Source organism: Sphingomonas sp. LHG3443-2 (assembly GCF_049896405.1).
Lineage (GTDB): Bacteria > Pseudomonadota > Alphaproteobacteria > Sphingomonadales > Sphingomonadaceae > Sphingomicrobium.
The window spans coordinates 1,614,929-1,628,571 of the sequence record NZ_JAFCUG010000001.1 but is presented as its reverse complement, the minus strand read 5'-3'; the positions used below and the strand labels follow the sequence as shown (position 1 = coordinate 1,628,571).

The 13,643-nt window shown below is 66.5% G+C and carries 11 protein-coding genes and 1 tRNA gene; 8 read left to right on the top strand and 4 right to left on the bottom strand.

All coding sequences use genetic code 11. The features are described from left to right. Positions 1–12: 12 nt before the first annotated feature. The gene (locus ACP69Z_RS08180; RefSeq protein WP_426267012.1) at positions 13–1,491 is read right to left on the bottom strand and encodes a TolC family outer membrane protein; all 1,479 of its coding nucleotides are present in this window, start codon (positions 1,489–1,491) and stop codon (positions 13–15) included. 20 nt (positions 1,492–1,511) lie between these two features. Beyond that, positions 1,512–2,144 carry a protein-L-isoaspartate O-methyltransferase family protein gene (locus tag ACP69Z_RS08175; protein WP_426267011.1) on the bottom strand — a complete coding sequence of 211 codons (633 nt, stop codon included), beginning with the start codon at positions 2,142–2,144 and terminating at the stop codon, positions 1,512–1,514. Positions 2,145–2,380: 236 nt separating this feature from the next. Between ACP69Z_RS08175 and ACP69Z_RS08170 the strand changes: the two genes are divergently transcribed. Together ACP69Z_RS08170 and ACP69Z_RS08165 are read left to right on the top strand one after the other, a co-directional pair. Further along, positions 2,381–5,263 carry a M16 family metallopeptidase gene (locus ACP69Z_RS08170; protein ID WP_426267010.1) on the top strand — a complete coding sequence of 961 codons (2,883 nt, stop codon included), beginning with the start codon at positions 2,381–2,383 and terminating at the stop codon, positions 5,261–5,263. Between the two features lie 41 nt (positions 5,264–5,304). Further along, positions 5,305–5,378: transfer RNA gene (locus ACP69Z_RS08165), tRNA-Cys, on the top strand. 131 nt (positions 5,379–5,509) lie between these two features. Here the strand turns inward: ACP69Z_RS08165 and ACP69Z_RS08160 are convergent. Continuing rightward, positions 5,510–5,845: a hypothetical protein gene (locus tag ACP69Z_RS08160; protein WP_426267009.1), complete on the bottom strand. Its 336-nt coding sequence runs from the start codon at positions 5,843–5,845 to the stop codon at positions 5,510–5,512. A 558-nt stretch (positions 5,846–6,403) separates the two neighbouring features. Between ACP69Z_RS08160 and ACP69Z_RS08155 the strand changes: the two genes are divergently transcribed. Continuing rightward, positions 6,404–6,589 carry a hypothetical protein gene (locus tag ACP69Z_RS08155; RefSeq protein ID WP_426267008.1) on the top strand — a complete coding sequence of 62 codons (186 nt, stop codon included), beginning with the start codon at positions 6,404–6,406 and terminating at the stop codon, positions 6,587–6,589. Positions 6,590–6,592: 3 nt separating this feature from the next. Further along, positions 6,593–6,718 (top strand): hypothetical protein, encoded by a 126-nt coding sequence (locus tag ACP69Z_RS08150; RefSeq protein WP_426267007.1) that lies wholly within the window; start codon positions 6,593–6,595, stop codon positions 6,716–6,718. 177 nt (positions 6,719–6,895) lie between these two features. Here the strand turns inward: ACP69Z_RS08150 and ACP69Z_RS08145 are convergent, their stop codons facing one another. Further along, on the bottom strand, positions 6,896–7,828 hold the full coding sequence (locus ACP69Z_RS08145) for a dimethylarginine dimethylaminohydrolase family protein (RefSeq protein ID WP_426267006.1): 933 nt from the start codon (positions 7,826–7,828) through the stop codon (positions 6,896–6,898). A gap of 237 nt (positions 7,829–8,065) precedes the next feature. Between ACP69Z_RS08145 and ACP69Z_RS08140 the strand changes: the two genes are divergently transcribed. From ACP69Z_RS08140 to rimI, 4 genes are all read left to right on the top strand, one after another. Next, a complete protein-coding gene (locus tag ACP69Z_RS08140; RefSeq protein ID WP_426267005.1) occupies positions 8,066–11,395 on the top strand; it encodes an amidohydrolase family protein in 3,330 nt (1,109 codons plus the stop codon). A 4-nt stretch (positions 11,396–11,399) separates the two neighbouring features. Next, entirely contained in the window at positions 11,400–12,374 is a 975-nt protein-coding gene (locus ACP69Z_RS08135; protein WP_426267004.1) for a quinone oxidoreductase family protein, read from the top strand. 93 nt (positions 12,375–12,467) lie between these two features. Continuing rightward, positions 12,468–13,076 carry a tRNA (adenosine(37)-N6)-threonylcarbamoyltransferase complex dimerization subunit type 1 TsaB gene (gene tsaB, locus ACP69Z_RS08130; protein ID WP_426267003.1) on the top strand — a complete coding sequence of 203 codons (609 nt, stop codon included), beginning with the start codon at positions 12,468–12,470 and terminating at the stop codon, positions 13,074–13,076. Continuing rightward, the gene (rimI, locus tag ACP69Z_RS08125; RefSeq protein ID WP_426267002.1) at positions 13,073–13,567 is read left to right on the top strand and encodes a ribosomal protein S18-alanine N-acetyltransferase; all 495 of its coding nucleotides are present in this window, start codon (positions 13,073–13,075) and stop codon (positions 13,565–13,567) included. Before tsaB ends, rimI begins: the two co-directional genes overlap by 4 nt. Positions 13,568–13,643 lie beyond the last annotated feature (76 nt).

Sequence of the window (13,643 nt, the reverse complement as noted above, 5' to 3'; positions counted from 1 at the left end):
CACCTGCTACCCTTAACGCGGCGGGGTTGTCACCCCCGTGACCGGCGGCCCCGCAACGGGAGCGGCAGGCTGAACCGCGATCGGCTCTTCGGTTGCGGAGACGGTGCGGGTCGAGCGGGGCACGTAGCGGCCTTCGCTCTTCCAGTCGTTCCACTGCGAAGCGGTGCGGCGATAAGCGCCGACGGGATCGTAGAGCGGCCCGCCGTCGAGGCCGAGATCGTCGGCTTCGGCCTGCCCCATGGCGTTCAAGAGCTGAAAGCCGGCGACATATTGATCGCGACGCGCGGTGACGAGCTGGACCTGCGCGTTCAGCAGTTCCTGCTCGGCGTTCAGCACGTCGAGCACGGTGCGGGTGCCGACGCTGCGCTCTGCCCGTGCACCTTCGAGCGCGAGCTGGGCGGCGGAGACGGCGACTTCGTTGGACGCGATCGCCTGACGCGTCGCGACGACGCTGGCGAAGGCGGAGCGAACCGACTGAACGATCACTCGCTCAGTCTCGATGGTACGCTCGAGGAGCTGACCTTCGACCGCACGAGCCTGGGCGATGCGCGCGCTCGGCAGGCCGCCCTGATAGATCGGGATACGGGTGTTGACGCCGACCGTGGTCTGCGTGCCCGAACGAGGAATGCCCGCGGAGGCGCCGCCCACGGTGTTGACGTAATCGCCGCTGAGGACGCCCGACACGGTCGGCAGGCGGTCGGCATTGGCAACACGCACGTCGAGGCCGGCAGCTTCGGCCTGGCGGACGACGGCGATGACATCGGGGTTCTCGACCAGCGCGATGCGCACGGCTTCGTCAGCGCTTGCGGGGAGCGGCGGGAGCGGCGGCGGCGAGGCGAGCTGGCCGGGCGCCTGGCCGACGACCTGGCGGTAGAAGGCTTCGCTCGACAGCAGGCGGCCTTCCGCGAGCGCGAGATTGGAGCGGGCGAGCGACAGGCGCGCTTCGGACTGGGCGACGTCGGTGCGGGTGAGGTCACCGATCTGGAAGCGGTCCTGCGTCGCCTGGAGGTTGGTGGTGAGAACCTGGACCTGGTTGCGGTTCAGTTCGACGATCGCGCGGTCGCGGATCACGTCCATGTAGGCTTGCACCGCCTGCACGAAGACATCGCCTTCCACCGCGCGGAGCGTGGCGCGGCCAGCTTCGACGCGGGTGCGCGCCGCTTCGACCGAGTTCCTAACCCGGCCGCCCTGGAACAACGGCAGGCTGAGATCGACGCCGCCCGAGACGACCGGGCCCTTGCCGCGCCCGGTGTCGAGGACGCCGGAGCGGGTGAGGTCGCGGTTGACGCCAACGGTGGCGGCGACCTGCGGCCGGCCGGCGGCGCGCGCGACGGCCACGCCGGCATCGTTGACGCGCAGCGCTTCACGCTGGCCGTTCAAGGTCGGGTTGGTTCGATAGCTCGACACCAAGGCTTCGCGCAGCGTGTCGGCCGCGGCGGGTGTGGCGAGAATCAGCGCGGCAATCGCGCTGCAGCTGAGAAGATGGCGCACGGGCTGCTTTCTTGTGGGCATCAAAAGGTGAAGACGGCCGGCCGGGCGAAGCCGGGCAGCGGCGCCATGGCGGCGTCGGCGAAGGCCTTGAGCCCGAAGCCATGAACCGAGCGTGTCCCGACCATCAGCCGGGGAACGCCATTCTCGAGGAGGCAGGCGCCGAGCCGGCCGCCGGGCTTGAGCTGGTCGACAATGGCGTCGGGCAGCTGTTCGATCTGACCGTCGACGAGGATCAAGTCATAGGGAGCATCCGCGGGTGCGCCCTCTTCGAGCAACCCAGCGTGAACGGTGATGCCGTCAACAAGGCGCAGCTGCTCGAGGAGCGCGGGATCATTCTCTACCGCGACGACCTCAAGGCCCATTTCGGCGAGGACGGCGCTGCTGTAGCCGGTGCCGGCACCGATCACGAGCACGCGCTCGCCCATGCGGCAGCGCATTTCGGTCAGCATACGGCCGAGGCTTGCGGCAGGGCTGAGCGAACGGCCACCGCCGAGCGGCACCATCCGATCGATATAGGCGATGGCCGCGGATCCTTGCGGCACAAAGGCTTCGCGCGGAACCGTCGCCATTGCTGCGACCACCAGCGGATCGGTCACCGCCTGCGGCCGAAGCTGGCTGTCGACCATCGCACGGCGCGCCTGGGCAAAGTCCATCGGTTCCTCGTCGTCCTTCTGAGCTGATCGCTTCTAAGTGTCTTAGTGCACTATGACACCATCGTTGGCAATGCCCATGTAACGGTCGGGGGCCGTCCCGCCAAGCGACGCTGCCTCCGTTTATCGAATGGAGGCGCCAAGAGGTCGAGATAGAGGAGGGCGATGCTTGGCAGGCCGCAGCCCCTCGGCTCTAAGCCGGACGCACCCAAGTGATTGTGATTCGGGCAGGAGATGGCATGTTTGTGAAGCGCCGGTTGGCCGTTGCGGTTTCCTTTCTGCTGGCTGGCACCGGCCTCCTCGCGGCAGCGCCGGCTCCTTCTCCCGCTCCCGCCACGACCTCGGGGTGGATGCGCGGCGAAGGGCTTCGCGCCGATCCTGAGCTGAAGCTCGGCACCTTGCCCAATGGTCTTCGCTACGTGATCCGCCGCAACAAGACGCCGCCGGGCGAAGCATCGGTGCGGCTGCGGATCGACACCGGATCGCTGAACGAGGCCGACGACCAGCGCGGCCTCGCCCATTTCCTCGAGCATATGGTCCTGAACGGGACGGAGAACGTGCCCGAAGGCGATTTCGTCAAGCGGCTGGAACGCGCCGGCCTGCGGTTCGGGCCGGACACCAATGCGTCCACCGGTTTCGGGCAGACGGTGTTCAAGCTCGAGTTGCCGCAAACGAGCAAGGCGACGCTGGACGAAGCCTTTTTCCTGCTGCGGGAAGTGGCCGGCAAGGCGACCATCGACGCCGGCGCCCTCGACCGGGAGCGCGGGATCATCCTGTCGGAGGAACGGGCACGGGCAACGCCCGCCTTCCGCATGCTGACTGACCAGCTCGCCTGGCTCTACCCCGGGCAGCGGTTGGCCGAGCGGCTGCCGATCGGCACTACCGAGGTGATCCGCACCGCGCCGCGTCAGCGCCTGCTCGATTACTACCGCGCCTGGTACCGGCCCGAGCGGGCAACCATGGTCATCGTCGGCGACATCGATCCAGCGGACATCGAGCGGCGCTTGCAGACGCAATTCGGTGACTGGAAGGGCGTCGGCCCAGCCGGAACTCCGGCCGATCAGGGCCGCCCCGTCGCACGGCCAATGGATGCGCGTCTTTTCATCGATCCGGCCTTTGCCGCTTCCGTGTCGATGAACTGGGTCCGCCCGCCGAACCTCACGCCCGACAGCGTGGCCGATCGCACCCGCGACCTCGAGGAGCAGTTGGCTGCGACGATCCTCAACCGCCGTCTGGAGAAGCTGGCCCAAAAGGAGCAAGCGCCGCCCTTCGTTGCAGCACGTGTCGCAACGTCCGACCTTGAAGAGACGGCGGATACCACGGGTCTGTCGGCGCAAGCACGGTTGGGCGATTGGCGCGCTGCGCTGAATGCGATCGATCAGGAGCAACGGCGCCTGAATGACCATGGTGTCACTGCCGACGAAGTGGAGCGCGAGCTTGTTGGCGTGCGCGCCGCGCTGGAAGCAGGCGTCGCCTCGGCTGCTACCCGCGCCAACGCGGGGCTCGCCGACAGCGTGGTTGCTGCGGTGGACCGCGACACGGTGGTGACCAGCCCGGCCGACCGGCTCGCCTTCTTCGAGCAGGTAGCGCCAACGCTTACTGCCGAGCGGATCGGCGCGGCGGCGAAGCGGCTGTTCGCCGGCTCGGGCCCCCTGCTCTACCTCAGCCTGCCACGAGGCGCCGTCACCAAGGAAACGCTGCTCGCCGCCTATGACATCTCGCGCAAAGTGGCGGTGGCTGCACCGGCTGCGCAGGCCAGGGTTCCATGGCCCTACGAGAACTTCGGAGCTGCGGGCAAAGTCGCCGAGCGGCGCGAGTACAAGGACATTGGCGCAACCCACGTCCGCTTTGCCAACGGCGTGCGCCTGACCGTTCGGCCAAGTGCAACGCGCAAGGAACAGGTGCTGGTCAGCGCCCGCTTCGGCGACGGGCGGCTTGCCATGCCGCGCGACCGGACCAGCCCGGAATGGGCGCTCGGCACCGCCTTCACCTTTGGCGGAACGGGCAAGCTCGATGCCGATGCGGTGAACCGCGCGCTCACCGGCAAGCTGGTAGGCGCAAGCTTCGGGGTCGACGACGACCGATTCGTGCTGAGCGGGGCAACGCGCACGGCCGACCTTTCCACGCAGATGCAGCTCCTGACCGCTTATGTGACCGATGCCGGCTGGCGGCCGCTCGGCTGGGAGCGGCTGAAGGCCCAGGCGGCCTCGATCCACGACCGGTTCGAAAGCTCCCCGGGCGGGATCCTCGGCCGCGACCTTGGTCTGATCCTGCGTTCGGGCGATCGCCGCTGGCAGATACCGAGCCGTGCAGCGATGCGCGCAAGCACGATCGGCGAAGCGCGCGCGCTGGTCGCGCCGGCTCTGCAATCGGGGCGGATCGAGATCATCATGGCCGGCGACATCACCGTCGAGCGCGCCATTGCCGAGACCGCAGCGACCTTCGGCGCTTTGCCTGCGCGCACGAACAGCAACCCTGTCGCTGGCCCGATGACCTTCCCGCCCCCGCCGCCGGGCGGTCTGCTGACGCTGACCCACAATGGCCGCGACGATCAGGCGATGGGTCTGATCGCGTGGCCGACCACCGGCTATTCGCCCGAGACGCGGCAGCTGGCTCGGACGCTGACCCTGCTCGGCGCGGTGTTCCAGTTACGGCTGACCGAGGAACTGCGCGAGAAAGAAGGCGTCAGCTATGCGCCCTCGGCCGCGCACGGGGCCTCGTCGACCTGGACCCGCTTCGGCTATCTCGCCGCGCAGGTCGAGGCGCCGCCTGCCAGCCTCCCGCGCTTCTTCAGCGAAGCACAGAAGATCGCCGACGACCTTGCGGCGCGACCGATCGACGAGGATGAGCTGGCGCGGGCACGGCGGCCGATGCTGGCCTCGATCCAGCGCGCCATGGATGGCAATGGCTATTGGATCGGTGCGCTCGAGGATCTTGGCGAAGACCCGTTCACGCTGGACAGCATCCGCACCCAGCGCGCCGATCTCGAAGCGGTCACCCCTGCAACGCTGCAGGCGGCGGCGCGTCAGTATCTTCTTGGCGGCAGAGCGGTCCGGGTTCAGGTGGTGAAGGAACCAACAGCCAAGGCGGCGCCGGCCAAAACAGCGTCCGCAAGAGATTGACAGGCAAGCGGCACCCCTGCTTAGGGGGCGCACCGCATCGGGGCCCGATGGCGGAGTGGTGACGCAGAGGACTGCAAATCCTTGCACGCCGGTTCGATTCCGGCTCGGGCCTCCAGGCATTCAGATGATGTGCCAGCAATTACAGCAGCCCGCGTTTTGGTTCGCCAAGATCACTCTTGATCGGAAATCTCACCGGCGGGCGGGAATGTCTGCAATGGCTCGCAAGCGGACATCCAAGTCGCAACGTCAGCGCCGCGTGATCTCTGCTGCAAGCCGCTTGGCGGAACACTTTGCGTGCGATGCGCAGGGTCCGGTCACCTCAAAATAGCTGGGCCAGTTCTCCGACCATCGAATGACGAAGCTTCCTGGTCGGCGTTGGGGCGCGTTGCCCTCGTAGACCACGAACCTTTCGCCTTGAAACTCGACCCGATAAAGGACGAAGTCCTCCACGGGCGACTTGCGGCTGAACAGCTTGGTCCCCTGCGGGAAACAGAAACTCTCTCCGCAGACCTTCGGCGGCAGCTCTGAGCAGACCAGTAACGGTGCAGTAAGCAGCAGCGAGAGTAAGCGGATCGAAGACACGCAACAACGATGTCAGGCGCCGCCTATGTCCGCAACGGGCAGAGTGCGAACCCTCACGGTCTCCTCACTTGCTAATTACAAGGCTCGGCCCTGGGTTGAAAATGGAGGCTCTTGCGATGGGAACCGAGTGCCTCCGGCAGATTGAAGTCTGCATATCTGACGAAGGCCGTCGCTGACTGACGCGGATCTAGCTTCATGCGGCAACTAGGGCAGTATCCTCCATCCAGATCGTTCATGGCGAAGCGCTGTCCCTCGACCTCTATCCATGCGCGGCTGGGTGCTTGCTCGATGACGCCTGCCCCATCGGGCCAGTTTGTCGAATATAGGCAGATAGGAAAATGAAGGTCATTGCGAATGGTAAGGTAAAGCCGGCCTTCCTCAGGAGCATCGCGAATACTTACAGAAGGCTTCAGTACCACTGTTGAGGTTGTGGCGCATGCAGCCACCAGAAACGCCATCACCGCTACTCTCACCTGCCAAGAATGACTGGCGAAGCTAAGGTCTGCAATGGTTGAAAGCGGACGTTGAAGCTTCTCGGCGCGCTGTTAAGCTTCGTTGATGCTCTGGAACATCGTAGACAATCGAACGCGGCGGTATCGCTGGAAAAGCGTGAACGCCACCGTTGAAGCCGTCGAGCACGACAATAGCTGTCCCGACTCAGATCAAGCGCCTGAGAGCGACCCGCTCGTTTCAGTCGACTACGACGCTCTTGAGGCCGTCTCGGTGAATGAGGCAATCAAGTGAGCCATGGAACAGCCCTCCCCAGTCACCCTGTTCCTATATGATGAAGGCGGAGGCTTCTCGGACGACGAGGAGCACTTTCACAACATGGCAGTGCGCTTCGATGCTGATGGCGACAAGGACATCGGCTGATGCGAATGTCCTCCATGGGTCTTGGTCAGAGGTCACCTTCGACCCGCAACTGAATGTCTGCAAGGCATCGGAGGTGGACCTCAGATGTTCAGCTCGATCTTGAAAAGCAGTTCGCCGGCAGGCGTGCTCCCAAGGCACCTCAGCATCGCCCGCTCATCGCGGCTTACCGCCTGAGGGTCAGACGGCCGACGGCTGTCGGCGAAGCGGCATGGTCAAGCAGTGCACGCCGCCGCCGCACTGCGTGAATTCGCCGAGCGGCACGGTGAGCACCTCGAAGCCATGCGCACGCACCGCTGCATCGACTCGCGGTGCCGAACCAGTCGAGAGGATCCGCCCGCGCCCGAGTGACAGGACATTGCAGCCGAGGCTTGCGATCTCGTCTTCACGCACCGGGAGGATCTCGATCCCCAAGCCGCGGATCATCGCGACAAAGGCGGGGTCGAGCTTCTCGACGCAGGCCAGCGCCACGTCGCGGTCGAGCACGCAGAAATGGGTGTCGAGGTGGAGCAGGTTGGGATCGATCGCGGTCAACGTGACCTGCCAGCCGCGTTCCTCGAAGAACTGCCCGAGCGCGCGGGCGCCTTCGGTGGTGGTGCGTTCCTCCGACACGCCGACGACGAGGTGACCGGGGCGAAGCAGGCACACGTCGCCGCCTTCGACCGAGCCGCGCTCGACCCGGCCGAGGATCGGCACGCCGCCTGCCCGAGCGGTTTCCAGCACCACGTCAACCTCGCCGCGGCGATGCTCGACCGCTGGGCGCAGGCCGATCAGGCCCCATGAGGTCATGAGGCTGGTGTCGCGAGTGAAGGCGAGATCGGGGAGACCGGCCACCGGCTGCACCGTGCGTACGCGCACCCCCGCCGCGATCAGCGTCTCAAGGAGCGCGCGATGCTGCTTGCTTGCGGTGACGCTGCACGACGTGCGCCCTTCTGCCAGCGCGTCTTCGCTGACCCGGTTGCATGGCACGATGCTGAGATTGCGCGGGCTTGCCAGAAGCACCTCGCGGAGCAGGCCATATTCGCTGTTCGGGCCTTCCGAGTATCCTTCGGAAAACGGTGCTTCGGCCTTGTTGGTTGAGTGGATGGACGCGCGAAGAAGCTCAGGGGTCAAGATTGGTCCTCGACGGTAGAAATGGTAATCTCGGCCCGGCTCACGCCATGGGCACCTGAAAGACGAACAGTGCAGCCGCCCGACTGTTCCCTCCTGCCCAGCCTCGACAAAAGGCCGTCCCCGTCGGCAGGTGACGGCTAGGCCGGTTGCAAGGGCGTTTGGGCTGCGCCATCGTGCGGCTTCATCAGGCCGGTCCGTTCGCGATCGGCTCAGCCCTTCAGCCATGAGGCCGTGTTTATGATCGCCAAGCTTTCGCTCACCTGCGTTCTTCTGGCGAGCAGCGCCCTTGCCGCCGCGCAAGAGGCCGCGCCGCCAGCACCGCCCGCGCAGGCTTCACCGAGCGAAGCTGCGACCCAGCACAGTCCGCCCGCAGCCGCTCCGCGCGAAACGGGCGACAAGGACGCCGCCAAGTGGAATGTCGAAGCGCCGCGGGGCATGACCCTGCGCAAGGTGCGGCTCGACACGGCCGAGGGGACGTGGATGAACGTCGACGTCTCGCCCGACGGCAGCCGGATCGCCTTCGACATGCTGGGCGACATCTATGTCATGCCGATCACGGGCGGCACCCCGACGCGGATCGCCGAAGGCCTGTCCTACGAGCAGCAGCCGCGCTGGTCGCCCGATGGCACGCGCCTCGCCTTCGTGTCCGACCGCGCAGGCGGCGACAACATCTGGATCATGAATGCGGACGGCTCAGGCAAGAAGCAGCTGACGAAGGAGGACTTCCGCCTCCTCAACCAGCCGAGCTGGAGTCCGGACGGCCGCTACATCGTCGCAAAGAAGCATTTCACCACCACCCGCTCGCTCGGCACCGGCGAGGTGTGGCTCTACCATGTCGACGGCGGCAGCGGCGTCCAGCTGGTCAAGCGGGTCAACGACAAGTGGCAGAAGGAACTTGGCGAGCCGACCTTCGCGCCCGACGGCAAGCACATCTACTTCACCCGCAACGTGACGCCGGGCGGCACCTTCCAGTATGCGCAGGATTCCAACGGCGCGCTGTTTGCGATCGAGCAGTACGAGCTCGACACCGGCGAGACGCTGCGGGTGACCGGCGGCAATGGCGGCGCTGTGCGCCCCAACCCCTCGCCCGACGGCAAGTATCTCGCCTTCGTCCGGCGCGAGCGGGCCCAGTCCAAGCTTTTCGTGCGCGACATGGCAAGCGGGAACGAGCGCAAGCTCCTCGACCTGCCCGATCAGGACATGCAGGAGACCTGGGCGGTGACCGGCGTATACCCGAACATGGATTGGACCGCCGACAGCCGCGAGGTAGTGCTGTGGAGCGGCGGCAAGCTGCGCCGCGTGTCGGTCGCTGATGGCAGCGCGCGTGACATTCCGTTCCGCGTCAACGACGACCGGGTGGTCGCGGAGTCGGTTCACCCCAAGGTCGAAGCGGCACCCGACAGTTTCCAGACCAAGATGGTGCGCTGGGCGCAGATGAGCCCGGATGGACGGCAGATCGTCTTTGAGTCGCTTGGCAAGTTGTGGGTCAAGCCGGCGGGCAGCGGCGCTGGAGCGCGGCGGCTGACCCGAAATGACGACAACATCTTCGAAGCCTATCCGACCTGGTCGCGGGACGGCCGCACGCTGGCCTTCGTCAGCTGGACCGACGCCGGCCTCGGCAAGATCATGACCGTCGGCGCCGCCGGCGGAACACCGCGCGCAGTGACCGCCGATCCCGGCCACTTCATCAACCCGCGCTTTTCGCCCGACGGCAAGACCATCGCCTTTGCCGCCGGTTCGGGCGGCGGGCTGACCGCCGATCGGTGGGGCCGCGACGGCGGCGTCTATGTCGTGCCGATAAGCGGTGGCAAGCCGAAGCTGGTCGAGCGCGGCGCCTCCAACCCGCAATATGGTGCTGCTGGTGACCGCCTGTTCATGACCATGCGCGGCGACGACAAGCTGCAGCTGGTCAGCACCGACCTGTCCGGCGAAGCGCGGCGGGTCCACGCCTCGGGCGATCTCGCCAGCGACTTTCAGGTTTCGCAGGACGGCCGATCGGTGCTGTTCCGGCAGAATTACGAAGCTTATCTGATGCCGCTGCTGCCGGGCGCGCAGGATGTCACCGCGTCCACCGACAAGGGCGCGTTGCCTGCGATCCGGCTGAGCCAGGGCGGCGGCGACTTTCTTCACTTCTCCAATGGCGGCCGTAAGGCGCATTGGAGCATCGGCCCGGTCCTCTACACCGCCGATGCCACCGGCAGCTATGCGGGCGGGTACAAGTATCCGACCACGGGCGAGAACCTGTCGCAGACGGTGCGTGCGGCGAAACCCACCGGCAGCGTCGCGCTGACCGGTGCGCGAATTGTTACCATGCGCGGGGCCGATGGCGGGATCATCGAGGATGGCGTGATCCTGATCCGCGGCGACCGCATCGCTGCCGTCGGCCGCCGCGGCGAGGTGCAGGTGCCCGCCGGCACTCCGACCATGGACCTTGCGGGCAAAACCATTGTGCCCGGCTTCATCGACGCTCACGCCCACGGGCCGCAGGGCGAGGATGGGATGACCCCTCAGCAGAACTGGTCGGCGATGGTCAATCTGGCGCTTGGCACTACCACCATCCATGATCCCTCCAACAGCGCCGCCGAAGTGTTCGCCGCCGCGGAATTGCAGCGGGCGGGCAAGATCCTCGCTCCGCGCATCTTCTCGACTGGCGAGATCATCTATGGCGCCCGCGCGGCCGGCGCCTTTGCCGAGATCGGCAAGTTCGACGATGCGCTCGCCCACGTCCGCCGCCTCAAGGCGCAGGGCGCGTGGAGCGTGAAGAATTACAACCAGCCGCGGCGCGAGCAGCGACAGATGGTGGTCGCCGCCGCGCAGGCCGAGAATATGCTGGTCGTTCCCGAAGGTGGTTCGTTGTTCAACATGGACATGACGCTGATCCAGGACGGCAATGCCACCGTTGAACACAATGTGCCGGGCAGCACCTTCTATCAGGACGTGCTGCAGATGTGGGGACAGACGAAGACGAACTACACGCCGACGCTGGTCGTCACCTACGGCGGTCCGGGCGGCGATCCTTATTGGCGTGCCCACACCAACGTCTACGAGCATCCGCTGCTTCGTGCCCACATCCCGCCCGGCACGCTGGCTGCCGCCAATGCCCGCCGCGAGATCGCACCGGAAGAGGATTATGCCGATACTTGGTCCGCACGTGAGGCCCGCAAGCTTGCCGATCGCGGCATTTCGGTCAGCATCGGCGCGCATGGCCAGCAGGACGGCATCGGCGCCCACTGGGAAATGTGGAGCTTCGTCAAGGGCGGCTGGACCCCGCTTCAGGCGTTGCAAGCGGCTACGGTCAACCCGGCGCGCACGCTCGGCCTTGACCGCGACCTGGGTTCGCTAGAGGTTGGCAAGCTCGCCGATCTGGTGGTGCTCACTGCCAATCCGCTCGACAACATCCGCAACAGCGACAAGATCTCGCACGTCATGCAGGGCGGGCGGCTCTTCAACGCCGCAACCCTGAACGAGGAAGTGACCGGCAACCGCCAGCGGCAGGCTTATTGGTGGGAAACGAGCACTTCGCCCATGCCGGGCAATCGTCCCGCGGCCACGGCGCACAAGCACTGAGGCCATGAAAGCGCTTCAAGCCATCATCCGCCGGACCGGCGGCCCCGAGGTGATCGAGTGGGTGGAAGTTGACCTTCCCCCGCCCGGGCCCGGCGAGGTGGTGATGACCAATGAGGCGGTGGGGGTGAACTTCATCGACACCTATCACCGCACCGGCCTCTACCCCGCGCCGCTGCCGAGCGGCCTGGGGATGGAAGCGGCGGGACGTGTGCTGGCGGTTGGTCCTAACGTTGCTCTGAAGGAAGGCGACCGGGTCGCGACCTTCGGGCCGGAACGCGGCGCTTATTCGACTACGCGGGTGGTTCGGGCGGAGCATCTGCTGCCGGTGCCCGGCGACGTGCCCTCCGAGATTGTCGCGGCCGCCTTGCTCAAGGGCTGCACCGCCGAATTCCTGGCCGAGCGATGCGGCAAGGTGACGGCGGGGATGAACGTGCTGGTCCATGCCGCCGCCGGCGGGGTCGGGCTGATCCTGGTGCAATGGCTGAAAGCCATCGGTACGCGGGTGATCGGGACCGTCTCGACCGAAGCGAAAGCCGCGCTGGCGCGTGAGGCCGGGGCCGACGAGATCATCCGCTACGACCACGAGCCGGTCGCCGAACGCGTCCGCACGCTGACCGGCGGCAAGGGCTGCGAGGTCGTGTTCGACGGGGTTGGCGCCGACACCTGGGAAGCAAGCCTCGACTCGGCGGCAAGGCGCGGGCTGATCGTCAGCTATGGCAACGCCTCGGGTCCGGTGGTCGGCGTGGCGCTTGGCGTGCTGGCGCAGAAGGGCAGCCTCCGTGCTACGCGGCCGACCTTGTTCGACTATTATTCCGAACCCGGCGAGCGCGACGCTGGAATCCAGCGGCTGTGGGACATGATCCGCGGCGGCAAGGTCAGAGTAACGGTCGGCCTGCGTTATCCGCTGGATGAGGCGGCCGAGGCCCACCGGGCACTTGAAGCCCGGCAGACCACCGGCTCCGTACTTCTTCTACCCTAACGACAGCCGGAGCGAGGCGGTTCGGCGCATCGAACCGGGCTGAAAACCGCCAAGCCTTGCTCTTGCCGCGCTTTCATGGCCCTATCACGACCTATGTTGCTCGCCCTCGACACCGCCACGCCGGCCTGCACCGCTGCCCTATTCGAGGCGGACGGCACGCTGTTGGCGCAGGCCGATGAAGTGATGTCGCGCGGCCATGCCGAGAAGTTGATGCCGCTGCTCGACCGGCTGCTCGAAGGTCGCCGGCCCGACGCCATCCTGGTCGGCTGCGGACCCGGCAGCTTCACTGGCCTGCGCGTCGGGATTGCTGCTGCCCATGGTCTTGCCATCGGGTGGGACGTGCCGGTCTTCGGCTTATCGACCCTGGCGCTGATCGCGGCTGGCATGCCGGGAGACGGTCCGGTCGCCGTTGCCCTGACCGGCGGTCATGGAGAGCTGTTCGTTCAGCAGTTCAGCCGCGAGCCGCTGGTGCCCGTGGCTGCCGTCGCGAGCCTGACGCCGGCCGCTTCTGCCGCGGCGATCGACGCTCCGCTGGTTGCCGGGTCCGGCGCCGCAACGCTTGTCGCCGCCCGAGGGTGGGGTGAAGCGGTGGACGTTCTGCCGTCCGCGGCCCACGCCTTGCGCATGCCGGAACCGCTTCGCACGCTGGCGCCGCGTCCGACCTACGCCCGCGCCCCCGACGCGAAGCCGAAGGCGGCATGAGCAGCGCTCCTCCCCTGTCGCTTGTCATCGAGCGGGGCGGCGGTGAGGCCCTCGACGAGGTCATGACGGTCATGACCTCTGCGTTCGACCGCCGCTTTGGCGAAGCCTGGACCCGTGCGCAGTGCGCTGGCATCCTGCCGATGGTCGGGGTGACGCTGATGCTCGCCCGGCAAGACGGTGAGGTCGCCGGGTTCAGCCTTGCCCGCCGTATCCTGGACGAAGCGGAATTGCTGTTGATCGCGGTCCACCCCGACCATGTCGGCTCGGGTATTGGCACGCAGTTGCTGAAGCGCTTCGTCGCGGACCAGCAGCACGCCGGTGCCCATCACCTGCATCTCGAGGTTCGCGACGGCAATCCGGCTGTCCGTCTTTACCGCAACAACGGCTTCACGGTCGTGGGACGCCGCAGCGACTATTATCGCGGCACAGATGGTGAGCGTTTCGACGCACTGACCATGGCGTTGTTCGCCCAGCACGCAACCTCAACTTGAGCCTGCTCAGACTTGTTATTCTGGCGTAATTATTGTTACTCCCGTCCTTGCTGTAGCTCGGGCCGCGGCAAGTTGC